Origin of the sequence: Pedobacter sp. L105 (assembly GCF_009765875.1) — a bacterium.
GTDB lineage: Bacteria > Bacteroidota > Bacteroidia > Sphingobacteriales > Sphingobacteriaceae > Pedobacter.
Genome location: NZ_LMUP01000004.1, coordinates 549,988 through 576,880 on the forward strand (window position 1 = coordinate 549,988; position 26,893 = coordinate 576,880).

The 26,893-nt window shown below is 39.3% G+C and carries 31 protein-coding genes and 1 tRNA gene; 13 read left to right on the forward strand and 19 right to left on the reverse strand.

Translation table 11 applies throughout. The features are described from left to right. Positions 1-31 precede the first annotated feature (31 nt). A complete protein-coding gene (locus GSQ84_RS07535) occupies positions 32-556 on the forward strand; it encodes a YceI family protein (protein WP_158796637.1) in 525 nt (174 codons plus the stop codon). Positions 557-560: 4 nt separating this feature from the next. Here GSQ84_RS07535 and GSQ84_RS07540 read toward each other — a convergent pair whose 3' ends face one another. The 3 genes from GSQ84_RS07540 to GSQ84_RS07550 all read right to left on the reverse strand — a co-directional run bounded on the left by GSQ84_RS07540 (position 561) and on the right by GSQ84_RS07550 (position 3,220). Further along, the gene (locus GSQ84_RS07540; RefSeq protein WP_158796638.1) at positions 561-1,061 is read right to left on the reverse strand and encodes a DinB family protein; all 501 of its coding nucleotides are present in this window, start codon (positions 1,059-1,061) and stop codon (positions 561-563) included. A 75-nt stretch (positions 1,062-1,136) separates the two neighbouring features. Next, positions 1,137-2,510 (reverse strand): magnesium transporter, encoded by a 1,374-nt coding sequence (mgtE, locus tag GSQ84_RS07545; protein ID WP_158796639.1) that lies wholly within the window; start codon positions 2,508-2,510, stop codon positions 1,137-1,139. 122 nt (positions 2,511-2,632) lie between these two features. Further along, positions 2,633-3,220, reverse strand: a complete 588-nt coding sequence (locus GSQ84_RS07550) for a TetR/AcrR family transcriptional regulator (RefSeq protein ID WP_158796640.1) — start codon at positions 3,218-3,220, stop codon at positions 2,633-2,635. A gap of 270 nt (positions 3,221-3,490) precedes the next feature. Between GSQ84_RS07550 and GSQ84_RS07555 the strand changes: the two genes are divergently transcribed. The 5 genes from GSQ84_RS07555 to GSQ84_RS07575 all read left to right on the forward strand — a co-directional run bounded on the left by GSQ84_RS07555 (position 3,491) and on the right by GSQ84_RS07575 (position 9,268). After that, entirely contained in the window at positions 3,491-4,210 is a 720-nt protein-coding gene (locus tag GSQ84_RS07555; RefSeq protein ID WP_158796641.1) for a LytTR family DNA-binding domain-containing protein, read from the forward strand. A gap of 420 nt (positions 4,211-4,630) precedes the next feature. Further along, positions 4,631-5,503, forward strand: a complete 873-nt coding sequence (locus GSQ84_RS07560) for a sensor histidine kinase (protein WP_158796642.1) — start codon at positions 4,631-4,633, stop codon at positions 5,501-5,503. A gap of 71 nt (positions 5,504-5,574) precedes the next feature. Then, the gene (locus GSQ84_RS07565) at positions 5,575-8,394 is read left to right on the forward strand and encodes a lantibiotic dehydratase (RefSeq protein WP_158796643.1); all 2,820 of its coding nucleotides are present in this window, start codon (positions 5,575-5,577) and stop codon (positions 8,392-8,394) included. Positions 8,395-8,588: 194 nt separating this feature from the next. Beyond that, a complete protein-coding gene (locus GSQ84_RS07570; RefSeq protein WP_158796644.1) occupies positions 8,589-9,116 on the forward strand; it encodes a hypothetical protein in 528 nt (175 codons plus the stop codon). 80 nt (positions 9,117-9,196) lie between these two features. Next, positions 9,197-9,268: transfer RNA gene (locus GSQ84_RS07575), tRNA-Arg, on the forward strand. 190 nt (positions 9,269-9,458) lie between these two features. Here GSQ84_RS07575 and GSQ84_RS07580 read toward each other — a convergent pair. Beyond that, the gene (locus GSQ84_RS07580; RefSeq protein WP_158796645.1) at positions 9,459-9,710 is read right to left on the reverse strand and encodes a hypothetical protein; all 252 of its coding nucleotides are present in this window, start codon (positions 9,708-9,710) and stop codon (positions 9,459-9,461) included. 218 nt (positions 9,711-9,928) lie between these two features. Continuing rightward, positions 9,929-10,672, reverse strand: coding sequence for an SDR family oxidoreductase (locus GSQ84_RS07585; protein WP_158796646.1), 744 nt, complete (start codon positions 10,670-10,672; stop codon positions 9,929-9,931). Between the two features lie 145 nt (positions 10,673-10,817). On the opposite strand from GSQ84_RS07585, the gene GSQ84_RS07590 reads away from it, so the two are divergent. Continuing rightward, the gene (locus GSQ84_RS07590) at positions 10,818-11,126 is read left to right on the forward strand and encodes a helix-turn-helix domain-containing protein (protein WP_254070801.1); all 309 of its coding nucleotides are present in this window, start codon (positions 10,818-10,820) and stop codon (positions 11,124-11,126) included. A gap of 151 nt (positions 11,127-11,277) precedes the next feature. On the opposite strand, the gene GSQ84_RS07595 is transcribed toward GSQ84_RS07590, so the two are convergent. Further along, positions 11,278-12,477, reverse strand: a complete 1,200-nt coding sequence (locus GSQ84_RS07595) for a serine hydrolase (RefSeq protein WP_158796648.1) — start codon at positions 12,475-12,477, stop codon at positions 11,278-11,280. Positions 12,478-12,772: 295 nt separating this feature from the next. Here GSQ84_RS07595 and GSQ84_RS07600 point away from each other — a divergent pair, with 295 nt between their 5' ends. After that, on the forward strand, positions 12,773-13,954 hold the full coding sequence (locus GSQ84_RS07600; protein WP_158796649.1) for a TlpA disulfide reductase family protein: 1,182 nt from the start codon (positions 12,773-12,775) through the stop codon (positions 13,952-13,954). 6 nt (positions 13,955-13,960) lie between these two features. Here GSQ84_RS07600 and GSQ84_RS07605 read toward each other — a convergent pair whose 3' ends face one another. Beyond that, entirely contained in the window at positions 13,961-14,872 is a 912-nt protein-coding gene (locus GSQ84_RS07605) for an alpha/beta fold hydrolase (RefSeq protein WP_158796650.1), read from the reverse strand. 91 nt (positions 14,873-14,963) lie between these two features. On the opposite strand from GSQ84_RS07605, the gene GSQ84_RS07610 reads away from it, so the two are divergent. Continuing rightward, entirely contained in the window at positions 14,964-15,128 is a 165-nt protein-coding gene (locus tag GSQ84_RS07610; RefSeq protein WP_158796651.1) for a hypothetical protein, read from the forward strand. Positions 15,129-15,142: 14 nt separating this feature from the next. Here GSQ84_RS07610 and GSQ84_RS07615 read toward each other — a convergent pair whose 3' ends face one another. Next, a complete protein-coding gene (locus GSQ84_RS07615) occupies positions 15,143-15,508 on the reverse strand; it encodes a helix-turn-helix domain-containing protein (protein ID WP_158796652.1) in 366 nt (121 codons plus the stop codon). Positions 15,509-15,593: 85 nt separating this feature from the next. Between GSQ84_RS07615 and GSQ84_RS07620 the strand changes: the two genes are divergently transcribed. After that, complete coding sequence (locus tag GSQ84_RS07620) at positions 15,594-16,535, forward strand: ketopantoate reductase family protein (RefSeq protein WP_158796653.1); 942 nt, start codon at positions 15,594-15,596, stop codon at positions 16,533-16,535. Positions 16,536-16,616: 81 nt separating this feature from the next. Here GSQ84_RS07620 and GSQ84_RS07625 read toward each other — a convergent pair whose 3' ends face one another. Genes GSQ84_RS07625 through GSQ84_RS07640 form a run of 4 tightly spaced genes read right to left on the reverse strand, consistent with a single transcriptional unit; the run spans position 16,617 to position 19,032 of the window. Next, on the reverse strand, positions 16,617-17,153 hold the full coding sequence (locus GSQ84_RS07625; protein WP_158796654.1) for a nuclear transport factor 2 family protein: 537 nt from the start codon (positions 17,151-17,153) through the stop codon (positions 16,617-16,619). A 6-nt stretch (positions 17,154-17,159) separates the two neighbouring features. Next, entirely contained in the window at positions 17,160-17,561 is a 402-nt protein-coding gene (locus GSQ84_RS07630) for a 4-oxalocrotonate tautomerase (RefSeq protein WP_158796655.1), read from the reverse strand. Between the two features lie 44 nt (positions 17,562-17,605). Further along, positions 17,606-18,181 carry a Crp/Fnr family transcriptional regulator gene (locus GSQ84_RS07635; RefSeq protein WP_158796656.1) on the reverse strand — a complete coding sequence of 192 codons (576 nt, stop codon included), beginning with the start codon at positions 18,179-18,181 and terminating at the stop codon, positions 17,606-17,608. An 8-nt stretch (positions 18,182-18,189) separates the two neighbouring features. Beyond that, positions 18,190-19,032: a sialate O-acetylesterase gene (locus GSQ84_RS07640; protein WP_158796657.1), complete on the reverse strand. Its 843-nt coding sequence runs from the start codon at positions 19,030-19,032 to the stop codon at positions 18,190-18,192. Positions 19,033-19,326: 294 nt separating this feature from the next. On the opposite strand from GSQ84_RS07640, the gene GSQ84_RS07645 reads away from it, so the two are divergent. Beyond that, positions 19,327-20,814, forward strand: a complete 1,488-nt coding sequence (locus GSQ84_RS07645) for a hypothetical protein (RefSeq protein WP_158796658.1) — start codon at positions 19,327-19,329, stop codon at positions 20,812-20,814. 51 nt (positions 20,815-20,865) lie between these two features. Here GSQ84_RS07645 and GSQ84_RS07650 read toward each other — a convergent pair whose 3' ends face one another. Continuing rightward, positions 20,866-21,834, reverse strand: a complete 969-nt coding sequence (locus GSQ84_RS07650) for a zinc-binding dehydrogenase (protein WP_158796659.1) — start codon at positions 21,832-21,834, stop codon at positions 20,866-20,868. 155 nt (positions 21,835-21,989) lie between these two features. Here GSQ84_RS07650 and GSQ84_RS07655 point away from each other — a divergent pair, with 155 nt between their 5' ends. Next, entirely contained in the window at positions 21,990-22,553 is a 564-nt protein-coding gene (locus tag GSQ84_RS07655) for a Crp/Fnr family transcriptional regulator (RefSeq protein ID WP_158796660.1), read from the forward strand. An 18-nt stretch (positions 22,554-22,571) separates the two neighbouring features. Here the strand turns inward: GSQ84_RS07655 and GSQ84_RS07660 are convergent, their stop codons facing one another. The 4 genes from GSQ84_RS07660 to GSQ84_RS07675 are packed head-to-tail and all read right to left on the reverse strand — an operon-like array spanning position 22,572 to position 25,083. Continuing rightward, positions 22,572-23,219: a response regulator transcription factor gene (locus GSQ84_RS07660; RefSeq protein ID WP_158796661.1), complete on the reverse strand. Its 648-nt coding sequence runs from the start codon at positions 23,217-23,219 to the stop codon at positions 22,572-22,574. Next, on the reverse strand, positions 23,219-24,022 hold the full coding sequence (locus GSQ84_RS07665; RefSeq protein WP_158796662.1) for a sensor histidine kinase: 804 nt from the start codon (positions 24,020-24,022) through the stop codon (positions 23,219-23,221). The genes GSQ84_RS07660 and GSQ84_RS07665 overlap by 1 nt, the downstream gene beginning before the upstream one ends. Further along, on the reverse strand, positions 24,006-24,662 hold the full coding sequence (locus tag GSQ84_RS07670) for a hypothetical protein (protein ID WP_158796663.1): 657 nt from the start codon (positions 24,660-24,662) through the stop codon (positions 24,006-24,008). The genes GSQ84_RS07665 and GSQ84_RS07670 overlap by 17 nt, the downstream gene beginning before the upstream one ends. 4 nt (positions 24,663-24,666) lie before the next feature. Then, complete coding sequence (locus tag GSQ84_RS07675) at positions 24,667-25,083, reverse strand: hypothetical protein (protein ID WP_158796664.1); 417 nt, start codon at positions 25,081-25,083, stop codon at positions 24,667-24,669. Positions 25,084-25,503: 420 nt separating this feature from the next. Between GSQ84_RS07675 and GSQ84_RS07680 the strand changes: the two genes are divergently transcribed. Continuing rightward, the gene (locus GSQ84_RS07680) at positions 25,504-26,088 is read left to right on the forward strand and encodes a glycosyl hydrolase family 18 protein (protein WP_158796665.1); all 585 of its coding nucleotides are present in this window, start codon (positions 25,504-25,506) and stop codon (positions 26,086-26,088) included. On the opposite strand, the gene GSQ84_RS07685 is transcribed toward GSQ84_RS07680, so the two are convergent. Further along, a complete protein-coding gene (locus tag GSQ84_RS07685) occupies positions 26,076-26,474 on the reverse strand; it encodes a hypothetical protein (RefSeq protein ID WP_158796666.1) in 399 nt (132 codons plus the stop codon). The genes GSQ84_RS07680 and GSQ84_RS07685 overlap by 13 nt on opposite strands. Before the next feature lie 18 nt (positions 26,475-26,492). Beyond that, entirely contained in the window at positions 26,493-26,861 is a 369-nt protein-coding gene (locus tag GSQ84_RS07690; protein ID WP_158796667.1) for a 6-carboxytetrahydropterin synthase, read from the reverse strand. Between the last annotated feature and the right edge of the window lie 32 nt (positions 26,862-26,893).

The following is a 26,893-nucleotide window of genomic DNA, read 5'->3' on the forward strand; positions in this document are numbered from 1 at the left end:
TATCCAAGTCAGGTTTGCTAAATCCTACGTTATGAAAAAGAACATATTTCCCGCACTGATCACAGCCCTCATCTGCCTCTCAGCTTTTGCTATTTTTACAGGTAACTGGAAAATAAAAGACAATGAATCACAGGTAAAATTTACCAGTGGAAGAATAAACGGCACCTTTTCGGGCTTGAAAGCTGATATACAGTTCGACAAAAAACATCCGGAACAGGCAAAAATAGCTGCATCTATAGACGCAGGCACTGTTGCAACCGGGTTTTTCTTAAAAAACGACCATGCTAAAGATGCTTTAGGGGCCGATAAATATGCAACTATCCGATTTGTAGCTACATCAGTAACAAAAAATGCCGATGCTTTTGATGCCGTTGGTAAGCTGACCATGAAGGGTGTGACCAAACCGGCTACAATTCATTTTACCTTTGAGGATAAAGAAACGCAGGGCATATTTAAAGGTACTTTTAAAGTGATCCCTAAAGATTTTGGTATTGACAGAAATGGCACACCAGATCATGTAGACATCGAATTAACAGTACCAGTAACCAAATCCTGATGATTTATTCCATCGCAGCCATTCCCATTGATTCCCACTCTTCTTTAGAAGGGCCGTAGATACCTGGAACAGGTAAACCTACTACACGCATAATAGTGCTCATTTGGCTTCTGTGATGAGATTCATGACCGATAAGGATAGACAATAGTTTACCTCTTTTCCATTGCTGTCCGTACATATCCAGCATATCTTCGAGTGAAGAATCAGTCCAGCGGCTAACCACCGCTTTTCCCAGCAATTCTGCGTATTTCTGGTATACAGGGATGATTTCGGCAAAGGTTGACGGAATGGGTTCATCTTTAAGGGCATCCTGATCAAACAATCCGGCGGCAGAACCCATTTCAGTTAAGGTATGTGTAATATGCCATGCCAGACGTTCAAGACTGCGGACATTTTCACTGACCCTGATCGATTTGGTTTCTTCAGTGACCATAGAAAACATCTTTACGGTGTAACCTTGCTCCTCTTTCCACTCCTTAGTGAAATCTTCAATCCTTCTGTACATAGCGTTATATTTTACCTATAAAAATCAAAAAATATTATAGTATTATCAAAATTTAGAATAATAAAAATTTAGCCTTTACAGCAGCACTCCCGTAAGGAACATCACCGCTACGGAAAAATAAATGATCAGTCCTGTTACGTCTACCAGGGTGGCCACAAAAGGGGCCGATGAAGTTGCCGGATCGGCACCTAGTTTTTTAAGCAATAACGGCAGCATAGAACCTGCAAGGGAACCCCATAAAACTACGCCTACCAATGCAACGCCTACGGTAATGCCAATTAACATCCAGTGAGGGCCGTACATATTGGAAAACAATGTCCATGCAAAGATCCTGATGAAACCAATGGTGCCCAGCACCAGGCCTAGCAGCAAACCTGAGATCAATTCCCTGCGCATCACCCGCCACCAGTCGCCTATAGTAATTTCTCCCAGTGCCATTGCCTGTATAATTAAAGTAGAAGCTTGTGAACCACTGTTACCCCCACTGGAAATAATCAGCGGGACAAACATTGCCAATACCACAGCTTTTGCAATATCTGCTTCAAAATGCGCCATTGCGGTAGCAGTTAGCATTTCTCCCAGAAAAAGTACCACCAGCCAGCCGATACGTCTTTTAAACAGGCCAAAGATGGGCATATCCAGATAGGGTTCATCCAGTGCCTGGGTACCCCCTATTTTATGCATATCCTCGGTATATTCCTCATTGGCTATCCATAGAATATCATCTACGGTGACAATACCGAGTAATACATTACTATCGTCGGTTACCGGCAGGGCAACCCTGTTGTTCATTCTGAACACATTGATCGCTTCTTCCTGCGGATCGTTTGCATTGAGTGCGATAGACCTGTTATCGGTCAATTCAACAATGGGTACTTCGGGATTGGCCAGCAGGATTTCCCTGATCCGTATGTCATCCAGCAAGACGCCATTTTCGTCTATGACATAGATTACATCAATCGTTTCAGAGTCTTTGCCGTAACGGCGGATATGATCCAGAACGTGTTTAACGGTCCAGTCTTTTTTAACAGCGATATAATCTGGCGTCATTAAACGACCAACGCTATCTTCTTTATAACCTAGCAAAGACAGGGCTTCTACCCTATCTTTTGCCGGTAATAATATAATGAGTTTTTTTACAGCGTCTCCTTTGAGTTCCGAGAACAGCGAGGTCCTGTCATCGGGAGGGAGCAGGTTGATCAGCTCAGCAAGCTTTTCTCCGGGAAGTTTTTTAATGATCTTTTCCTGGGTTGGAAAATCCAGGATCCTGAAAACATTAACCGCTCTTTTTACAGATAAGGTATCGATAAAAGTAACAGCGTATTGGGGAAGATCATCAATCAGATGTTCTACATCCGAGATATTGAGTGCATCTAAATAATCTTTTAATTCGCCTTCAATGTTACGCTCAATTAATTCGATAACCTCTTCAATAACCTTTTCTTCCATAAATAACGCTTTTATTTTTACATCGATAAATTGCTTTTACAAGATTGCAAAAGTGATGTTTTATTTCCGAAAACGCATTACATAAAGAACAAAATAAAAGAGAATTTCAGCGGCTTAAAAGATTATTGAAAAGTCCAGTCAACAATCTGTTCAATAGACTGCAGGAGCTCTTCCTTACGGCCAGAATCATCATCCTCAATGTCCAGGGCATTCACTTTTTGACCTCCAAAAATAAGATGGTCTGTGCCTGCCACGAGCAAAGTAGAAATAACATCTACATAAGTAGTATATACCGCAGGGTTCTTCTTTTTGTCTGCATGCAGGTACCTGTTTTGCATACGGTCATCAGAAATGGTTTTGGCCAGTTCATTATGGTTTGACAGTTCGCCTAACAGGATGGCCTGCATTTCACAATGGTTATAAAACAGCACAAACTGCTCGCTGAGTAATTTGTTGAGCGTATCACGCATAGAAAAAAGGTTACATTCTTTATCCAGATCTTCAGTTGAATAGTTCATCCAAAAATCCTTTTCCATGATGTATGTTCTGATCAGCTGGTCAAAACTTCCAAAATAGCGATAAATCAGGATTTTTGAAACACCGGATAGCTTGGCTATTTTGTTAACACCTAAGCAGGAAAATCCTTCCTTTTTAATAATTTCACCAACGGCATCTAATAGCTTCCTTTTTGTTTTTCCCTTGTTTTTCATAAGCATATATTGTTTTTTTTCATGGTGATCCGCCATCAGTTGAGCTATCAAAAAGCGAATATTGATGATGGCATGATCGGTTTATATTTGGTTATTTAATGATATCAAGTTATCACACAACCCATGAGAGTGAAAAAACCTTATATGAAAGGGGTAAAATATTATATGAAAACGCAATTTTTAGGGTAAAAATCTGCATTTTGCAATAATGGCTGTATATTTACACCACCAAATTAAACTTTTTCTTATTTAACGAATATCTGTATGACAATGAGCTGTATTGTAATCGATGATGAACCGCACGCTATTGAAGAGCTGGGAGAGTTGATTGGTCAGGTACCTCATCTAACCCTGATGCAAAGTTTTCCGGATGCCAAACAGGCGATTGCTTATCTCCAGGAAACTGGTCATGCTGACATTATATTTTCCGATATCAGCATGTCTGTACTGAATGGAATTGATGCCGCAGAGATACTGAATAATTACTGCCATTTCCTGGTTTATGTAACAGCTTATCGGGAGTATGCCCCCGAAGCGTTTGAAGCCAAAGCAGACGGATACCTGCTTAAACCTGTGAGTTATCTTTCTTTCCGGCAAAAGATAGAAGACCTGACCAATAAGTTTCAGGACATTATCCGTTTACAAAAAGATGAACATCAGTTTTTGTTTATTAAAGGCGGACAGAAAAGTAGTTATATCAAAATAAAGTATAGTGATATCGTTTACATTGAAGCCATGTTAAATTATATTATGATCCATACCACTACAGGACATGAAATCACTTATATCGGTCTTAAAGCAATGGAGGATATGCTGCAATCAAAAGATATATTTTTTAGGATTAATAAATCGATTATTATTTCATTGAATTATCTGGATCGCGTAGATGGGAATATAGCGAGGTTGGCCAATGGACAGAGTTATCAGGTTGGGGAGAAGTATAAAAGTGTGTTTCTTGAGTTTTTGAAGAAACACACTTTGAGGCCTTAAAATCATAATACTTCTGGAGAATTAGAATAGTGATTGACCTGTGTTCGTAGTTGTAATTGTTGTACCACTGGGATCACCTGTTGGAACAAAACTTTGAACATTTAATTTCTTCCCAAAAGAAAACAGAGTTTTCTTTGTTAGTTTGAGGTTTTTTCTGGTTAATTTCATAACAATGGTTTTTTAAATGACGCCCAATGTTATCCCAGAAAAAAAAGGCTCGCACCTTTATTATATTACATGGTTAAAATATTATACAAAGGCCCTTTAAAGCTCAAAAAAGCCCTTTTTATCCACATTATTTGTTGGATGGTTTTCATTATTTATGAAGTTAGTATTGTAGGATATATGTCTGGATTTCGCCCATTCATACATTATCTATTATTCTATATTATTAATATCAGTATCTTTTATTTTCACTCTTTGTTTCTCCTTAACTATTCGTCCGCAAACTTCACAGTTAACCTTTGGCGTATCCCTCTCTTCGTAGTTTTAGAAATTTTTGTATATACTATAATATCTTTATTCATAACTTTCCTTTTAAATAAATACCTGTATCACGACTCTTCACAAGAAAAATTACTAAATTATCAATACGTACCAACCTCAATTTATAGAGGCACATATTTCGTTTTATATGGAACAGGTTACTATTTTTTAATCAATTACGTCCGTAAGAAAGAAAAAACACTTACCCAAGCCATAGAAAATGAAAAACTCCAAAACGAAGTCCTTCGTGCAGAACAGGATTTCCTGAGAGCCCAAATCAATCCTCACCTGCTGTTCAACACCTTAAGTTTCATTAAATACGCCGCTAAGAAAAAACCTGAAGAAGCAGATGAAGCTGTGATGAGATTATCCTCAATTATGAGTTTCGCACTCGATAACAATAGTCAATCTATATTACTCAATAAAGAGATAGACCAGGTAGAAAATATCATTGGGTTAAATCAGCTACGTTATAACCGAACACTGAATATCAAATTCAAACAAAACCTGGAGAATGACCAGGCCACCATTATTCCCATTATATTGCTCACGCTGGCAGAAAATGTTTTTAAACATGGCAACCTACTGGACGGCAATCATCCGGCAGAAATTAATGTAGAAGCTACACAGGAATATGTGTTATTGCAGACCAGGAACCTACCCTCTCAGGACAACAAAATCAAAAGTCACCATACAGGATTAACCAATATGCGCTCAAGGCTGGAACAGTTTTATAAAGATAAGTATCATTTCGACTACGGTCAGGATGGAGATATATTTAAAGTCGATATAAAAATATATCTATAACAATTAAACATTAACGCTAAAAAAGTATCTTTATTAAGTAATATATATGTTATTACACATAATATAGATTTATGAAGTTAACTCTCTCCGCGCAAGGCATTTGCCGTACGCCAATATTTTCTATTAACGAAGAACTGGAAACAGTATGGAATGAACTTAAAGGGTACATTCATGAATCATCCCCCGTCTTTTTTGAAGTGATTAAAAACTTAGCTTATGAAGAGCTGCAGCTTGCAGAACCTAAAATCAGGTTTACCATCTGGAAGTATTTTAACCGGGCGAGGTTCAGGGCTACTCCTTATGGTAATTTTGCAGCATTCACTCTTGTGCCTGTGAGCAGGGAGAACCATACAGATCCTATCGTTTTACAAAAAAAAACTATAGAACACCGTTTCGCCAACTGGCAGGAAAAAGAAAATGTAAGCCTTGACCCAAGATGGCTGAGCCTCCACGCAAATTACTTCCGTTCGAATACAACTTCTTACCGCTGCGGGGATGAATTACGTTTTGTGAATATCGCTGACGGATCTTTTGAACTATCTGCTGTAGAGATTGAAGATACAACAATGGCCACCCTGGATTTTTGCCTTTCTAAACGTACTTTAAAAGAGCTACAGACCTTCTTACAGGACAATTATAGATTAAGCCGTGCTATTACAAATTTCCTGCTGGAACAGCTGATTGGCCTTCAGCTGCTGCTCACTGATTTTCAACCTAATATTATTGGCACAGACTACTTCAGCAGGATCGCCTATCCCTCTGCCGAAAAGAAAAATGATTATATCATTGCCGAACGCAGCAGGATAAACGGTCATTTGTCTGAAAAAAATCTCCAGGTATTAATCGAAGTGACAGATTTTCTGTGTAAACACAGCTTTGTTAGCGGTAATCCGGCATTAAAAGATTTCATGGAAAACTTTATCAAAAGATTTGACAATAAAGAAGTCCCTTTATTGGTTGTTATGGACCCGGAAATTGGTATTGGTTACAAATCACTGGCGCATGATAAAGAAGAAGATCAGTTGGTACAAGATTTAAAAATATTCAGGAAGGAATCAGAAACGGCCATTAGAAACCTCAAATATTCTCCATTATATCAGTTCATTTTAAATGAAATGGTGCAGCATCAAATTGTACAGCTTATTGATTTTAAAGACAGTACGCTCCTCAATAAAATCCCTGTAGCCAATACGATGAGTGTGATGTTGCAATACACGGATGAGCACCTGATCATTGAACAGATTGGCGGCTCAACAGCCAATTCTCTCTTAGGAAGGTTTTCTATGGCTAGTGATGAGATCACACAGATGGGAATACAGTATGCAGACCTGGAACGTTATGCCAATCCGGGAGTGATGTTCTTTGATATCGCTTATCAGATTGAGAAGAATACGGATAATATCAACCGGAGAAAATCTATATACAATTGTGAACTTCCCATTTTAAGCTGGCCGGAAAGTGAGCAGGTATTGGATCCAAATGATGTAATGGTGAGTGTGAAGGGTGACGAAATCATCCTCCATTCGGTAAAATATGGTAAACGCCTGGTTCCAAAATTAGCATCGGCATACAATTATGCAAGGTCTGACCTGGCCATTTATCGTTTTCTCTCAGATCTTCAGCACCAGAACCTAAATTCCAACATAGGCATCAACATAGTAGATGTGTTTCCAGGCCTTTCACATTATCAAAGAATACAGTACAAACACGTTGTCCTCTCTGCAGAAAAATGGCTGGTTCCAAAAGCTGTCTGCATGGAAACAAATACAGACCTCTCCTATTCTACCTTAAAGCGCTGGTTGATTGATATTCAACTAAATAAGCTTTTCAAGTGTGGTTTTGCAGATCAGACACTTATTTTTAATCCGGATGCGGAAGAAGATTTACGTTCTTTCCTGTTATTCTGCAGAAATAAAACTGGACTGTATATTGAAGAGGCCTTCATTCCTGATCGTCCTTTGGTAAATGACGAAAACCATCAAGGTTATGTAGCTGAATTTATTGTGAACCTGGAACATGAGAATCAATTGTACCAGGCTTATCCCCTAAAGGGCAGTGATCATAAAAAAGTTACGGATACCTATTTACCCGGAGCTGAGTGGCTCTATTTTGAAATCTATTGCCATCCTTCAAAGAGTGATTTTATCCTGCTTTATCTATTGGAAAAATACCTTATTCCGCTAAGAAAAAAGTTGAAAAACTGGTTTTTTATCCGTTATAACGACCCTTCCTACCATATCAGGTTAAGACTTCGCTTAACAAGCATTACAGACATTAGCGCATTTATTTCCTGTCTTTCCACCCTGCTGGAACCCTATGTTAGGATCGGCATCATTGCCGATATGCAACTTAAAACTTACCGCCGGGAAAATGAGCGCTACGGACCTTCAAGAATAGAATTGGTAGAAAAATGTTTTGGTGTAGACAGTAAACTGGTGCTTAACCTGATCAGGAAACCTGCTGCGGTTAACTGGCTGTATAACTTTTCCCTGAGCTTGCTGGAAAACGTTTGCGAAGCAGCCGGATACAGTATTCATGAACAGCTGTTTTTTGCAGAAAATATGGCCGGCTATTTTATTGAAGAAATGAAGATCTCTACGGAAGGGTTTAAAAAAATCAACCAGGTATACAAAGATTTCAGCATTGATAGCGCCAGAATGCATTTGAACAAATCGCAGAAAAAAAAACTCTCCCAAACTGCACAAAGCTTTTTGAATGTTTTAAACGCCAGTCTGCCAGAGGAAAAAAACACGCTTTTATCTGATCTTTTCCATATGCACACCAACAGGCTTTTCAGTGACGACCAGCGCATCCACGAAATGGTCATGTACCATTATCTGACCAGAAAGTTAAAGATGAAAATAGGCAGACAACAGCAAAAAAAAGAATAAAAGCCAAAGAAGTCAATCAGCTGAATTTCTAAAATTAATTTGCAAAATAAGCTTGAGATTCAACAAAATTACTATTTTTACAAAGTGGTAACATTGCATTGTCGGTTATATTAAATATTTAGCCGGTTTTTGCACGCTAAAGATGATTTATGAAACCTTTGATCAAAAATTATTTTAACGCTCCATCATTATTGATGTCAAGCTTAGAAGCCATTGAACGCTTCCAATTGGCACATAAGAATTATCTGAAAGCAGATAATGAGGAGTCAAGAAAGTCAATGGCACAGGCACTCCAAACAGTAAAGCTGCTGCAAACAGAGTTGTCCACCCCCGATCCTTCGGCAGACAAAATAAGGTTAGCCTTTATTCAGCAGGTCACGACACTGGAAGCAAATATCGATCATATTCATTTGGATGGCTTGTACCCCGATCTGTACCGGGACAGCGAGTCAAATTTCCGGTTACTAATCGATATTCTGGATAGTTTTAAAATAACGCTTTTATCTAAAGGAGAGTCTGTTCCATTTGTAGAACTCTCTTCCAGCAGCAATGAGTGGAAAGATCATGGTGTGGTGGCTTTCTGCAGGGATGTGAGAAATCATTTACAGCCCTCTAAGTTTAACAGCCTGTGGGATGCACTACAGTGTTTTCAGAAAAACAAATCACAGCTTACCTATACTTTTGAAATCCTTTCACTGACGGGAAATCTGGGTAAGCATTAAACAAACACAGGATATTTCTAATTTTTAATTTATTGATTAAATATGGGATTCAGCATTTGAATTCCTATCTTCGCCGAACTGTCTCCGTAGTTCAATGGATAGAATTTTGGTTTCCGGTACCAACGATGGGGGTTCGAATCCCTTCGGGGACACATAAAGATTGAAAGTGCCTTTAAATATATTTAAAGGCACTTTTGTTTTTAAGCATATTTTTGATGTGCCTTATTTTGTAATTTGAGACGGTTTTTGTGTTCGAATCCCGTAGCGTCACCCTTAAGGGACAAACTACTAAACCATGTTTTCTAACAGTAAAACATTCCTAAACAAACGTATACAGTTTGATCAACCAACTTGGTAGTCAATATTTTCAGTAGGAAAAATTGCAATTGAATATATTCCATTCCCTTGATTGTTTCCGAACCACACGGCCCTCACCAATTGAATTTTACGATCTGGAAATTCCAGATAGCACTGGTTTTTAGGAAGGTCATTGGTATTGATCATAAATGGCTGACCTGATTTTAAAGTTCTCCCTCTAAGACGTAATATTGCTGAAGAAGCTACGTTTTTTAATTCACTAATTTCTCTTATCATAAGAATTTTGTAATTATATGAATATACGATAATTATGCCAATTATCCTAAAAGGTTTTCGGATTAACCAAATTTTATGGCCTTCTAAAAGCTAAATATTATTACAATTCTCTATAAAAGTGTTCGACATCTGACTCTTCGGGACACCATAAAACCTACTCTTGATATTCCTTATTTTGCCTTCTAAGGTGGTTTTTGTGGTAAAAATGAAGTTACAGGTTATTTCGTTGCGTAATTAAGGTAACCACCATCCACAACGATCTCTGTTCCTGTAATAAAACTTGCGGCATCAGAAGCCAGGAACAACACGGTTTTTGCAACTTCATCAGGATCACCTATCCGTTGCAACGCAGTAGCACCAGCCAAGAAATCTTTTGCTTCTGCGGGTACCGCGTTTTCTAAACCAGGGGTTAAAATAGGTCCTGGGCTAACGATGTTTACTCGAATTTTTCTTCCCGCCAATTCGTTTGCTGCAATTTGGGCAATTTTATTCAACGCTCCTTTAGTTGCAGAATATACGCTGGCTCCTGAATTTGAAGCTGTGGCAACCGTTGAAGATGTGAACACTACTGCTGCCCCGTCTGCCAGGTAGGGAAGTAATTTTTGCAATGTGAAAAAATGCCCTTTGACGTTGGTGTTGAATTGTGCGTCGAAATTTGCCTCAGTAACTTTTTCTATTGGCTCGAAGGTCGCAATTCCCGCATTCAGAAAAAGGACATCTAATTTGTTTCCACTGTCTGCAACTGCCTTTTCCAGGATCGAAATCTCTTCGAGTTTTGAAGTGTCTGATACGACAGTAAACAATTTCGGATTGTTTATTTCTGCGCTTGCTTTTTGCAGATTGCCGGCATTTCTACCCGTAATCCAAACGTTTGCTCCTGCGCTGATAAATGCTTTTGCTGTTGCTAAGCCTATTCCGGTAGTTCCACCTGTGATAACGACGTTCTTATTTGTAAAGTCCATGATTAGATTTTAAATGTTTATGACGCAAAGTTAGAATAGGTAAATTAATTTAGGTTACTTTGTAACGAAAAGTAACAGTAACTTTTGGGTAACCAAGTAACTTATGACAGAATATGAATGCCAATCAGGGCACAAAACAGAAATTATGGCCGTTCACGATGCGATGGACGTGTTGAACGGAAAATGGAAAGTCTCCATCATTTCTTCCATTTGCTATTATAGCAAAAGAAGATTTTCTGATATTTTGAATGATGTACAAGGAATATCAAACAAAATGTTGAGTAAAGAATTAAAGGAGCTGGAGATCAACAAACTGGTAAAGCGGACTGTACTAGATACACAGCCTATATCTGTTCAATATCAATTAACAGAATATGGCATGACGTTACAGACTATCATCAGCAACCTGGCAGAATGGGGAATACAGCACCGTAAGGTAATTATTGGTAAATAGGATTGACTGTAAGATGAAGAGCATGCGTCCTTATCATCTTTATAAAATCAGTGGAGCTTAGGGGCATTCCTACACGACAATCTACTAAAACAACAGTATTACAATGCAATATTTGTTTACAGAAAAAAATATCCAGTAATTTTAAACTGTTTTATAATCGGGAATTAGTAGCCCGCACAAGTAAGTTGATGATTTGAGTTTTGTCTGCTAAATATTTATCACACAAAAATACGCCTCCCTGGCCTGTCTTAGTATTGAAGAACAGAAAGGAGCTCACACCGGGATCATCGCCGTCATGACCGATCGTGCCGTCAGTATAGAGATTCCAGAATATCCCTCTGTTCCGGTGCAACAAACTAATACCTTCAGGCGGGTGCTCTTTGGAAAATTGTGGACTGAACATTGTTTGGTATGATTGACTACTCAATAAGCTTTGGTCGCCATTGTAGCCCTTGATCAGGGCAATTATATATTTGCTCAAATCAGCCGTATTTGATCTGAGCCCACCGTCTGGATAAGTAACACTATGATAGAATGGAAATGATGATACCAGATCATAATACGGTTTGGCATATTGATCTAATTTTTTGGCATTCAGGAACCATCCTGAATTGTACATTTTAAGTGGTTTTAAGATATATTTTTCCGTGAATTCAGCATAGCTCATGCCGGATTTGACTTCGATCAGATACGCTGCAAGTGCCGATGCGATATTGCTGTAATGCGATGAACCACCTGGTGCAATACTACCAAAGTTATTTGGGTAGTAATATTTTCCATTAACCGAAAGATAGTCTTTCAGGAATATTTTAAGAGGAGTGTCGCTCACCTTTTTTCGATAGCCAAGGTTTTGTAATAGCTTGTAGGCGGTAGTGTCATATGGCGCAAATCCTTCATCAAATTGAATAGTGTTGGGATAAATATCAGGATTGTCAAGGATGCTGGAGGAATGATTAGCCAACTCCCTTACCGTAATTATATTTTCTGGATATTTTGAGTTCAATACTTTAAAAGGAAGAATGGTATTGATATCGGTTTCTAAATTGAAATATCCCAGCTCAATTGCTTTCATCAGCGCGATAGCAATGAATGTTTTGCTTACAGAACCAATACTCTGTATGGAGGATGATGTATAATTGATTTTTCTCACAACATCAGCATAGCCAAAATTGCGTTCATAAACGATGCGATTCGCATTTACCAAAACAACTGACATCCCAGGTAATCTCTCTTTTTTGATAATTTCCTGTAATGACGTGGTGAGTGAATCAAATCTGGATTGGCCTATAGCAGGCTGTCTACAAAAGCACAATACCAGGGTTCCAATTATAAAATAAATACTTCTTTTCATGATAACAGGATTTTAAATGTATTGCTTATAAAAATCTTTAGTTAGAATCCCGCTATAGAATTCATTCATCTTGTCGGTTACTTAGGCTATATTAATAAAAATATTCTTTATAACGGAAACTTTATCAGCAGGACCAAACAAATACTTTACAATTATTTTATGGTTATTATCATTAGCGTTCGGTGCATAAAGTATATCTTTTTTGCATGCATCTGTATTCTAAGTATCAAAAAACGAACGCATTAAAACTTTACTTATCTTCACCGCTAATCCTACAAGTCAAATAGAATATTTTATGCTTAAAAAGTTTAGTTTTCTCTTTTTATTTGTGTTGATCTTCATGAACTTTTGCATGCCTGGTTATGGCGAAACAAAAGGAAATCCCGATTACATCAGATTATTTGAGAAGGTGGCCAGGGAATTAAAGTCATTGACAACAATCAGCTACCAGTACACTCAGGAATTCTCCTATCCTTCCGAAAATTATCATTTAAAATCCGGAGGGGTAATGTATGTTGATTTTGGGAGAGAAAATGATTTGGTTGGTTTTAAATACCAATATAAAACCGCCGATGAATTCTCAATTTTTAATAATACATCGCTACTGAAGGGTGATATCAGAAAGAAAACGATCAGCACAACCAAACTTCAGAAATCAAGTTTCGAAGGTCAAACAGCTTTATACAATTCCATTATAACGCTGCGGAATGTACTGCCCTTGATTATTACAGATACGAGTATAGTAAAAGGACTAAGTGATACCCTGATCAATAAAAAAAAATTTTATATGCTGACGTTTGAGTCACATAACAAACTCCCAAACTATTTAGGTACTGGATTTACGGCAACCACTAAGGAATTAACATTTTATAATAAATTAATAGTCGACGAGTCGACATTATTACCCGTTATAATGCTTCAAAATACCAGGGGCAGTGCAGACTTAAATCGTACTGATTTTACAAAAATCCATATTAATCCACCACCTCCCGAAGAAACTTCATGGTACTACTCGAGTTATTTAAATTCATACCATCCAGAAAAGAAAAGTTCGATTACGATTTTAAAACCCGGCACAATCGCTCCTGAATTAAGTCTGAAAAACTATTCAAATGGTTCACAAGAGACCTTATCAAAATACCGCGGTCGTTTAATCTTACTGGAATTCTGGATAAAAAACTGTGGTCATTGCATCGAGGCTGTCTCGGAATTGAATGATCTCAGTAAACGTTATACTGCTGATACCTTCCAAATTTTTGCAATTAACACGGAGGACAGTGACGAATCAATCAAGTCGTTCATCAATAAAAATCAAGTAAATTATACAGTCTTATGGGGAGATGATAAACTTGTAAATGCGAACTATGGAATTGCGGCTTTTCCAAAGGTCGTTTTGATCGATAAGGCTGGACAGGTCATATATTCTGGCGATTTAAATGTTCAAAAAATTACTCCGTTCATAGAAAAAAATCTATAGTCTGGATTAGCCTAAAAAATCTATCATGAGGTCAAGAACTTCTGCTGGTTTTTCCTCCAAAATGAAATGTCCACAGTTTTCCAGTTCTACCGTTTTTAAATTCGGCGCCTTTTTAGAAAGGGACATTTTAAGTGTTTTTCCACCGATATTACCGCCAATACCCAACACTGGCATTTCCAGCGGGCCGTAGGCAGATTCATCTTCAATATCCTGCGTAAACGTTTGGTACCACCCGTTACTTGCACGGATCGCATCGGCATTATTATAAGCTGCGGCGTAAACCTGTCTTTCAAAAGGCTCCATCGCGCTGGGATCGATCATCACATAGTTATAAAGCCAGTCTTGCAATAGATAGAAACGGTCTTCTAATAACTGTTCCGGTAAACCTTTCACCTGGTTGAAGGACATCCAGAACCCGTAAGGTGCCTGAGGATTCATCTTTTCAGTGAAAGTTCCTTTTGCAGGTATCATCGGCATCTTTAACATCATTTCTGATGGATGTGTCGCATCCATTAATATTAATTTGATGGTCGCAGCAGGGTAATTGGCAGCAAAACTATAGGCAACCATCGCCCCGATATCATGACCTGCAATGTACACTTTCTCATAGCCGAGGTATTTTATTAACTCGTAGATGTCTCTCGCCAGTGTCTTTTTGTCGTACCCATCTTCTGGTTTACCGCTTGTTCCCATCCCCCTGTAATCTACCGCGATCACCTCATATTTTTTAGCCAGTTGCGGCATAATGCGATGAAAAGAATACCAGTTTTGAGGCCATCCGGAAAGCAGGATCAGCGGAGTACCTTGACCTCCTTCCACATAGTGGATGTTAACGTTATTAACCATAGCATATTTGTTGCTAAAATCTTCCATTGAACCAACTAAAGATTCGTCTGAGTACTGATTGTGTTTTTCCATGTCATAAATCATTAATGTCTTATAATTACAAATATAAAACATTAATGTTTAATATATTTCATTTATATTTTTAAACCATAATAATGGTCAAATGAATGGACAGGAAACGATGGGTACTGTTTATGACGATCTCTATTACGATATGCCCAACAGAGTCGTGATGAATTGCTTAAAAAACCTCAAACCGTTATCGAACAGGATCACGCAGAAATGGAATAAGCTGAAGAAATTTGAGCAGGTGGTAAAAGATGAATAACCTGTGCCGGTGTATTATTTTCTAATGATATTCTTTTGCCGGTGACCGACACCCCAGGCAACCATTTCCATAATGATAGGCACCAGTTCTTTTGCAGAATCGGTGATGCTATATTCGATAGTAACTGGTTTAGTATCATACATCGTTCTTTTAACGATACCATTCAGCTCCAGTTCCTTTAATTCCCGGGACAACATGCGCGGGCTAATTTCGGGTATCAGTTTTTGAATGACGCTAAAACGCAGCTTGTCCTGCTGTATAATACAGATCAATACCATTTTCCATTTTCCCGACACCACATTTAAGACATCAAGAAATGCTAATCCCCGTTCCGTCTCACACGATTTGGAATCCAATGCAGCCTTTATATCCTTAATCATATTTTTGGTTGCTATACTTTAGTATACTACTGCTTATGATACAGTTGGACAAAGCTATCGTATTTTTGTGCCATATCTAAAAGAAATGAAAATACTGATGTTTGGCAGAGGCGTAATCGCAACACTTTACGGGTGGGCGCTGGAAGGTGCGGGAAATAAAGTTGATTTCTACGTCAGACCCGGAAGGGCGGCACAGCTGGGCCCGGATGTAAAATTGAACATCTACGACCTGCGCAGGAAGGATGAGCAGGATCAGTTTATCAGGCAGGACTGGAACATTCACATGCGTGAGGATCTGCCTGCAGATCACGATTATGACATGATCATTGTTAGTGTACCGCATTATCGCTTGAGCGAAGTTGTGAATTTTCTGTCAACAAGGACGAGCCGGGCGACAATATTGATATTGAATAATTTTTGGGAAGACCCGCAAATAGCTACTGCTGATCTTCCGCAAGATCAACTGGCCTGGGGCTTCCCGGCAGCAGGCGGCGGATTTCAACCAAACGGCAAACTCTTTGGAGCGCTGTTTCCCAAACTGGAGTTCGGCACTTTTGGCACAGAACCTACCGGGCGCGAACTCAGTACCCGTAAAGTATTTACTGATGCGGGCTTTACATTTGGGGAGCACCGTAATTTCCGCGAATGGCTTTGGGTGCATTTTGCTGTAAGTGCTGCTGTAACCGCCGAACAGCTCCGTGCCGGAACGCCGCGAAGAGATGTTTATAAGAATAAAGACCAAAGTATGGAGAAAGCGGTTCGTGTAGTTCGGGAGATCATGCCTGTGCTCTCGGCCCGCGGTGTAGTCATTGAAGATCACCCCGAGCTAACTTTCTTTAGCCAGCCAGAAGCGGCAGTAGCAAAAGCCTTGAGCGAGATGCTGGGCAACACCGCTTTTCAAGCTGCTATTGACGGGCACGCCAATCCGGAAGAACTTAACAGGATGTTTAAGGACGTCCTTGAGGAAAGCCACCGGCTTGGCATCGTTACGCCGCTATTGGATGCAGCTAAAGACAAACTAATTTAAAAACCGTCAATTGATAGGTATTTCTGTATTGCGAAGCATTTTTTAAACGGGATCCAGGATACTTTCAGCCATATATAAGTCCTAAAAGGATACTGTTTGCCTATCCTTGAGTGCAGGCTGTTCAAAATATTCTGAAAGCTCCAAAGAATAAATGACACTGGTGATCTTCCACTTCCCGTCTTTTTTGATCAGTGTTAGATATTTACCGCCCCAATTGGTCATTTTGTGATCTGCCCAGAAACTGTAATCCATCGTTACAGTTGCAACGGTTCCGTCTTCAACAATGCGGATATTGTCAAACTTATCTTCAGTTGAGACATACCGGAACAGAGACCTGAAAAATCCTTTGTAAGTACTGGAAAAATAATTACTTCGCACTTTCGCTGCGCCCCTTTTTTCAAGTTCTTTTGCCTGAGACCTGTCTTTCAGTGCCGCGCACCAGGTAACTGTGCCGGAGTTGAAGAGATCATAAAATGTAGCAGAGTCTTTTTGAATGACGCTTCGGCTATAGCTATCGATGATGTTCCTGATCTCCTTTTTATGATCTGCAGCCTGCTGTGCACGCACCTGCTGCAGCGAGATCACTGAAATGAATAAAAGTAGTTTTGTAGTTTTCATGGCAGCTCACTTCTTCTGGTTATGGATATATTTATGTTCTATCGTTAATCCATTATATCCATACGCATCCGCTTTCATTTCCTGAATAGCCGTATAACTAACCGGATGGATCGTGCCGAGAATAGCAGCCAGGGATTTGTGTACGCTATCAATGTAATTTGCTTTATCGATCTTCAGATTAGTGGAATCTGATATTTTGATAGTCAAATGGAAACTTTTTGTTTTTAATTCGGCCAGTGATTGGGAATCTACAAACCAGAGATGATCTGGCAGGAAGGATATGGTGACTACAGTAACCTCCGGTTTTTTTCCTAAAACGTCTTTTGTCAGACGGCCAATTTCTTTAGCCAATTTTTTAGCCAGGGCGGCATCTTCCTGGCCGCTTACCTTTAATTCAATGATGGGCATACTCAATGGGTTTAATGATTGCGAAGTTCAATCTATTATTGCCCTTATTTATTGATGTATGTTAAGAGTTTTATGCGGCTCAGGGATTCGGGCTTGACGCCTAAGTAAGAGGCGATATGGTATTGTGATACCCGCTGTTCGATTCCAGGAAATATTTCAGAAAGACCGTCGAGTCTTTCAGCTGCCGAATACCTTAAAAAAGAAGTTTCCCGCTTGCATTTTCTGATGAAGAAGGAATCTGAGATGTATTTACCGAGTTTAAGAAAATTGCTGTCCTGAGCAACCAGATCATTGAGTTTATCAAAACTGATATAATAAACCGTGCTGTTAGTTAGCGCTTGTATATTACAATTGGTGGGCAATCGTGTAAGAAAACTTGTGTAAGCGCTAACCGGATCATTGTCGAAATAAAAATCGTTGTTAAACTCATCTTTGTCATTCATCACATAAGAACGAAGGGTTCCTGAAGCTACAAATCCGATAAAGTCACAAACTGAGCCCTCACGGATTAAGTGCTCATTTTTCTTGATGTTCTTTGTCTTCAGCCGTGTACTGAACGCTTCGTAGTGACCGGTAGTCAGGCCCAATTTGTCAGTGAATAAAGCTAGCAATGATTCCATAAGGTTGTTTATAAATTATCAGCTAACTGCCGCTCAAGTTCATTAACTGAGATTTCGCCTCTCGCAAAACTGATTTCTGACAATGTCGCCTTTTCAGCATTTGTTAAGGGTCTGTCCTGAATGATATTGACCAGCTCCGTTTCATTATTAACCGGATCGGGAATGCTTTTCTTTTCCTGGAACGCTTCGAAATAACGGATACCGAATTTTCGCTGTGAAACTGCATCAAAATGAATGCAGTCGGCATTAGCCGTCAGGCCGGTTGCCGTTACGAAATAGCAATTCGGAGTTTCTCTGGCAAATCTTATCAATTCCTGATTGACCAGGTTATATTCTGCAAAATATTTGCCATACCGGCCACTGGGTAAATAATCCCCGAGACCGCCGGCAATAAAAGGAATATCAGGAGCATTCAGCTCTCTGCGAATGGAATCAACGATAACTCTCAATTTATCAAAATAAAGGTCGGAACGACCACCAAAGCTGTCATTTTCTCCCTGATGCCATAAAATTCCGCTCAGTATGCTTGTCCTTTGGGCAAGTTTCGCCTGAAATATTGCATTTTCAAAAAGCACCCCGTCTACAGCCCAGTCGTCAAGACTGGTTCCGCCATCGGCACAGGGGATTAATCCGATCTGCTCATTATCGTTTTTCAACCGCCAGGCTCCAGCAAAAGACGCAGCCAGTCCGACACCCGATACAGGCCTGTCTAAGTTGACCGGTTCCATCATTGTTTGCCAGCGTCCATTCACCTGCATTTTGATCTGCTCGTCATAAATTTGCTTAACATCTTTCAAATATCCGCGGCCCGCCATATTTGACTGGCCTATCATTAAAAAGGAATTGATCATACTAAATATTAAAAAATCTCTTGAATTATATAAATCAAAATTGGTTAATCACTAATGCACTCCGCTCAAAAAAATCAAGATTTTAATAAAGGCTAACTCGGGCGAACAAGTATAATATAATTCTTGATTCCTATCTTAATCCAACATAAATGTACCAATTTACACTACAAAGGAATTAAAAAAAACTTTTATGTAATAAATAATTCTATATTTTATCTTTGACGCATTAAATGACCCATGTTAGGTTCAATCAATAACTAAATTTTAATCGTACTTGATTTTCAACCGTTCAATATGAAAAACTATCTTTTCACCTTGATTGCCTTAGCTGCATTTTTGTCCGGTAAGGTTCAGGCACAGGAGGCTCAGCTCAATTACGATCTCACCTGGAATGGCACATCATCTTATATAGATGTCAGATTAATTTATACACCCTCCACATCAGACAGCACAGCATTTACCTTTGGGAAACCAGGTTTCGGCGGACAAAGCAGTTTATTTTCGGTAGTGAGTAATTTAAAGGGAAGTGCAGGAGATCAGTTAAAGATCGACAGTAACAGAAGCAGGGTAATTGTCATTCATAAAAAGAACGGTTTACACTACCTGACCTACCGGATCAACGGACGCGTTAATACCGACAATAAGGAAAAAGCCATTACGATGGAATTGTTCAGGCCGGTTATTACGCCAAATAATTTATACCTGACCCCAGCCGTCTTTATGATGAATCCCGAACATCATCTGGCGAAACAAACCGGCATATTATTGCATGGATTAAGTGCAGCCACACCGGTTTTCTTTTCATGGTCGCCAAAAGCTAAACCCGGCCAGATGTGCTTTATTCCCAAAGAGAAAAGTGGTCAGTTTCTGATCGCAGCAGGTAAAAACATCCAGATTGAAAATCTTAGTGTAGGAGGTGCCTCTTATTATAGTGTGACCACTAAGGGAGATAGCTTAAACAACATCAGCGCTGAACTTGTGCCTTACTTCAGGCAATACTTTCCTTCCATTAAAAATTATTGGAAAGATGACGATCATTCAGGTTACTTTTTATACCTGGCACAGCTGCAGTCAGCGCATAGACCTTTTGCCGGCGGGATTAATATCGGTGACGGTTTCATTATGAAATACTTTGGAAAGTTTGATACCTGGGACAAAGAGATCGTTGCGCACGAAACCTCACATACCTGGATCGGCAGCAAATTATTGCTTGACCAGAGCAAAGCTGACCATCAGTGGTTTGCAGAGGGTTTTAACGATTACGTTTGCCTTGCTAATCTCTACCATTCCGGGATCTTTACCCAGGATACCCTAATCAAGTTTTTTAATGATCGAATCCTGAACCTACATTATAGCAGTAATATAAAAGCTGTGCCTAATGATTCTATTCCTCCAAATTTCTGGAAAGATCCGGCTTACAGAAAACTCCCCTATAGAAGGGGAGCTTTATATGCTTTTTATCTGGATAACCAGATACAATTAGCTTCTGGCGGCAAGTTTGCTTTGAGGGATATGCTGCTCCAATTATTGAAAAAAGTACAAGCCGCAAGAACTTCTGAAGGGTATAACCCGCTTACTCTTGAAGACTTTTATGCCGCAGCCGCAACCTATCTTCCCAAAGAAACTGTTCCCGCACAGGTAGAACGGTACATGATCAGGGGCGAACCGATCAATTTTAAAGAAGTTAAATTGTGTCCTTTATTTAAATTTACTTTTAACGATGACGTGCCGGTCTTGAGCCTGTCAAATCAATATAAACTAAGTGATTTTTTCAGGTGGTAATCTGTTGATTACTTTCATGCGATTTTTGTTTTTAGGAAAATTCCAAGGTGTTTACGACAGCTGTGGTAAATGAAGAACTGCCTTCCCGGTAAATTCACGGTCTATTAGTGCTTTGGCAACAGTTGCGATTTCCGTCCAATTTGCTTCTGCACCAATATTTATTTTTAATTTACCTTGTTTCACCAAATTCAGCAAAAGCGCAAGATCGTCAGCCATTGATCCGGCAGCAGAAATCTCGTCAAATACGACCATTGATCTCAAAGATGCACCCGGCGAGCTAAAGAATAATACGTTACTGTCAAAAGTTACAGATGAACTTTCAGAAGCACCGATAGTAATACATGTCCCATTTTTCTTAAGCATACCCAGGGCAGCTGATAAAGCCGCCCCACCTAAAGAATCAAGGATAAAATCAAAAGGACCGTATTGTTTTGCTTCATCGAGTGAATCTCCAATGATAACGGCCCCTGTGCTTGCCCCTGCCACCAAGATCTTTTGATTTGCCTGCCTGATATGTGAATACACCACTGCACCAGCGGCAGATGCCAGCTGAATGGCCATTTGACCCACTCCTCCGCTTGCTCCATTAATCAATACCTTTTTACCGAGAAGAAAACCGCCCTTACGTATGGCATGCAGTGCCGTTAAACCCGCCAGTGGAAGGCAAACCGCCTGTGCATTAGTAATCCCCTCCGGAATGACTGAAATTGAACTTAATGGAGCATGTACCCGCTCGCACCATGATCCGACTGCCAGCAGACCAACAACACGGGTTCCTATGGAAGGCGCACCTGCTACACCATTCGTATCTTCAACTATTCCCGAAAAATCCCAGCCAGGACGGGTTCCGGTTACGCTGGTAGTTAATGCCCTCCTGGTTTCTCCACGGTTTAGTGAAATTGCAGTAACACGGATTGTAATCTCACCTTGCAAGGCAGGAACAAGATCAACAGTTCTAATGGCGAGACGGTGCTCATCAGACTCATTTACAGTAATAGCTTTTATTTGCGTTATAAGCATAATTGTCTTTTTTCTACGAAGGTGACCAATATCGGAACGTTATGCCAAGGAGATTTGACACCAGTTTTCGGTGATATTTATCACTGGTTTTTCAGGTTTTCGACCTACTATAGCCAGCGATATGTAAATTGATTTTTATAACTAAATTTGAAGAAATGTTTGAAGTCTTTATAAACTATATTACCAACCAGATAAAGTTGACTGCTGACGAAATAGAAATGTTGCGAAAAGCGCATATCTATAGAAAAATCAGGAAAAGGCAATTTGTTCTCCACGAGGGAGATGTTTGCAAATATAGTTGTTTTGTCTTGAAAGGCTGCCTTCGCTCTTATCGCATTAGTAACGATGGCAACGAACACATACTTCGCTTCGCGGTAGAAAACTGGTGGGTAAACGATAATGAAAGTTACAATACGGGCGAACCGGCAAAAAGTAACATTGATGCGCTTGAAGACACTGAAGTAATTTTGATATCAAAGGAAAACCTCGATCTGCTCTTAATAAAAATACCAAATTTACAGAAGCTTATTGATAAACTTCTTGCCAGAAGTTATGATGCCAGTCAACAAAGAATTTATTTAAATATAAGTTCCACAGCAGAAGAAAAATATCACCACTTCATTGAAACATACCCCACATTACTTGCCCGCTTACCATTAAGGACAATTGCTTCTTATCTTGGTGTTTCCCGCGAAACTTTAAGCAGAATCAGAAAATAACCCGCGATATTATAACAATTATACAATTCCATTTTTAACCGCAAACATCACCAGGCCTGCGGTATTGCGCACACCAATCTTTTCAATCAACCGCTGCCGGATACCTTCTACAGAACGGGGACTCAGAAATATCTCTTTACCAATTTCAACCGCAGTTTTTTCATTGCATATCAATTTTAACACTTCCAGGTCGCGTTCCGTAAATTCTATTTGCTGATTGAAGGAAGGTTTTATATTTCCTTTGAGAACCAGCTTTTTCAATAAGGCCTTATTCACAATGTCATTAAAATAATAACCATTTCCATGCACGGTATGGATGGCTGCGCGTATTTCTTCGGGTTCGGTATTTTTTAATAAATACCCGTTCGCCCCGCTTTCCATCAGATGGATTATGAACTTATCATCATCGTACATCGTTACCGCTAACACCTTAATCGATTCAAATCTTTTTTTCACTTCCCGGGTTGCTTCTATACCATCCATAACGGGCATTTTCAGGTCCATCAGGATCACATCCACGGGTTGTTTCTCCAGTCCGGCAATTAATTCTTCCCCATTTCCGGCTTCCAATACAACCTGCAGGTTCTTATCGGGTTTTAAACCAACCTTTAACCCTTCACGAAAGATGGCATAATCATCAGCTATGGCAATTTTTATCTTTTCCATTACTCATTTATTATAGGAATGTTAATATCAATATGATAACCTTCTGCATTCATAAAAAATTCAATATTTCCCTTTAACAGGTTAATCCTGTTTTGAATATTTTTAAGACCCAACCCTTCGTTTTTGTACCTCAGGTCTTCAAAATCGGGCTGCGTTAAGCCTTTTCCATTATGGGAAATAGTCAGTTTTAACAGGTGGTCTGAATAGACCGAGCCAATACGGATCTGATCTGCGCCGGCATGTTTTAAAACATTGTTAAACAGCTCCTGGATAATCCGGTAAATGCTTACATCTTTCTGCGGTACCTGCGTATTGTAGCTATAATCCAGATCAGTCGTGATATTCATCACCGAGCGCTGCGCAATTTTTTCTGTAAAATGTTTAATGGCTTCATTTAGTCCAAACTCCTGCAAAATATAAGAATGAAGCGCATGGGAAATACCTCTTACTTTATTGATGGCATCTTCCAGTAGTTCATTGCCCTTTGTATATAACAATTGATTGTATTCGTCGGCCCCGCTTATTTTAAGGCTTCGGAAATGTAATTTTGAAGAGGATAATAAGGCCCCTACTTCATCGTGCAGCTCTTCCGCAATGCGATGACGTTCTGTTTCTTCACTACGTACAGCTGCTTCGATTAATTGATCGCGCTGCACCTCCTGCAGTACATTAAGGGATGTCTGATACTGCAGTTTTTTACGCTGTGTAAAAATAAAAATAAGCAGAATACTTATAAACAGCATTAACATAGCGGCAATACCGCCAACTAATAAAAGCCGAATATCATTATTTGGCGGATTCATAAAAGGCTTTAGATAAAAATAAATTAAATATGATGTATGAAATATTATGAACATTCCACAGGCTAATGGCAAATTCCTGCAAACGAATAGTGAGTTCGTTGTATAGCAAAAAAATGAAAAAATTAATGGTCATGTATATACCCAATCCGGTAACGATCCAAAAATCAGGTGTGAATATGTCCACTTCTACATTTTGTTTGATCTTAAACAGATAATATTGCAGGGTATAGAACAGCAGTATAAAAGCCTCTACAGCCAATAGCCTGCTGCTGAAGAACCGGTAATTGAAGAAATTTTCATACCATCCAAAGTTGACAATCAGAAAAACATCAAAAAACAATGGTACGGCCTTTTTCACTTTTTCCAGAAAAGGTTGTTTCAAACTAATGAAAAAAGCGCTGAACAAAAAGAGCCGTACAATTGAGTGCAGATTATATAGATAGTTATTTGAATTAAAAGCGACGGGGAACTGTGTCCTGAATTTCCAGGTAAAGTCTATTAACAGATTAATGAGCAATGCAATCCATACATAGTAAACAACCGGTTTATACAATAACGGCTGTTTACGGATAAAACCGATAGGAATCAGCAAAGCCCAAACTTCCGACCAGTCGAGCATTAATTGTATAAAATTACGCATGCATTTATACCAGGTAAGGACTTGAAACGGTCATCGTTGCCGGTGGGGATGGATTGGTAGAATCGCCAGGAGTTTTTATTTCTCCTACTTCTGTTAATTTATGTGAGGCCAAATCGTAATAAACATGTTTATTGTCGTTTAAAACCGGAGTGAAAACCACGTAACCAACACCCCGGTTATTGGGATAATCAATCAGGTCTTTCACGGCTTCGATAGGAATAAAGTTGTTGCTCATGATAACAGGACCATTTACTTCCAGTACACTGTGGCCATGAGCAGCTAAAAGATTAATTTCAGCGCTGTAACTAAGTACACCTCCATTATTGGTTCTTGCATAGGCGACAAGCTGTAACGGCAAGCCCGGCTCCGCAGAATAAAAAGAAAAAACGAAATAGTCGATTCCGTCATTACTAAGTATCATGTTATTAATATCAGAAATCTGATACGCCAACTGATAAAATTTTAAAGGGTGGTTTTCCATGTTGATTACTTTAGGTGAATAAATAATTTAGATACAGGATTTAAAACAATCCCTTCCTGGGGACATGTTCTATCACAAATATAAAGTCGGACGCAGAAATTTTTGTACGTAGAAATACGCATTTTACATCATAAGTAGATATACATACACATAAAGTTACACAAAATTCAACAGGTTATTCTTCTGTCAGAATAAAGAAAAACTTAAACCAGACATTAATAACAATGAGTTATAAAATTAAAAGAAGTATTAATACGCATCTTTTACAATGCGTACTAATGCGCTTATAAACAGACTACTATTGCCTTAATTTAGATCCACAGTCAATCTTATAATTTTAACGCCCTAAAAATAATTGATATGAATACCAATAAAATGTTCAACGGATACTGGATGAGCTATCAGCCTTCAGGAATTTTCCCCAGCGAGACACTGGGCGAAAACAACAAAGTGACCCTTTTTGTAGCTAACCCGACCAGGGAGGGAGCTATCAATATAAATTATTTGTATAAAGAATATACAAAACAAAAGCAGATCAGATGGGCTAAACAATTGCAGAACCAGGGGACAGAGGTTTTGATGTGCCTGACAGATTCTCCTTCAGCACCCTGGAACGATGTCAACATTCCCGCTTTCGTCAGGAATTTTAAGCGGGAGATCATAGATGGCGATTGGGGCCTTAACGGTGTTGATATCGACCTGGAATCAGGCATGAACGGGAATGTATCCGCGTGCACTTTTATCAGGCTGATCAGGGAATTTCGCGCCGTACTTGGTCCTATCGATACCACTAACTCAAATGGCCGGTATGTTTCCCGGATCTCGGTAGCGGCCTACTGGCCAACACTTGATCAGTCTATACTGGAAAACGTGGGTAATGAGCTCGACTGGCAAAATACAATGGCTTATGGAGACGAGCTTAGCAGTTCCTGTTATGTCCAATAAAATTTACCAAAATCGCCTGTAATATCTGCTATGATAATTTTCAGAAAATGCCGATGGGATTCCAGATGTGGAAAACGGGCAACATCACCAAAGGTGTAAAAATTCATGACCGGAGCAATCAGATTTTTGCCATACTGCTGTGCCTGAGCAGGAAAGGCCTGCCGGTCATGTTTACCCTGGAACAGATATAACGGGATATATTGTCCGCCGAATAAAAGACTGATATCGTTAGCTATAATTGCGGGCCATAACTTCAATAAACTTAGCCTGGCTCCTTTGATATATCTGGCGTTCCGGGCCCTCCATAAACATACAAAAGAACAGGTAAAGCAGAAGATGCTCCTTTTATAATGATGGCTTGTTTGACCCCTTTTATTATAGGCCATTCTATTTCCGATATACTTTTATTCGTCGATGCACCAAGCTTCATCACTGCCGGCAACCAGCCTTACTTTATGCAGAGAGGCATTGATCTCCAGCAAGCCGGGCTTGATCAGTTTAAAGATTTCCAGCGTCAGCATTTCGAGCGAGATCACTTTCCCTAACAAAAAATCAACCTCGGTATTCAGATTTTTAAAACTGATCTTTTGAACCAGTTTTTCTTCGAGCAGCTGACTCAGGATTTTTAAGTCCAGCAGGTAGCCATTTTCCGGATTGATATTTCCTTTTAGCGTAACAAAAAGCTCATAATCATGCCCGTACCATTTAGACTGGGTTTTAAAATGCATCTGGTGAACCGCTGTAAATTTTATCCTCCGGGTAATATAAATCATAGCGCAATATAATATAAACTGGAACAGAAGCA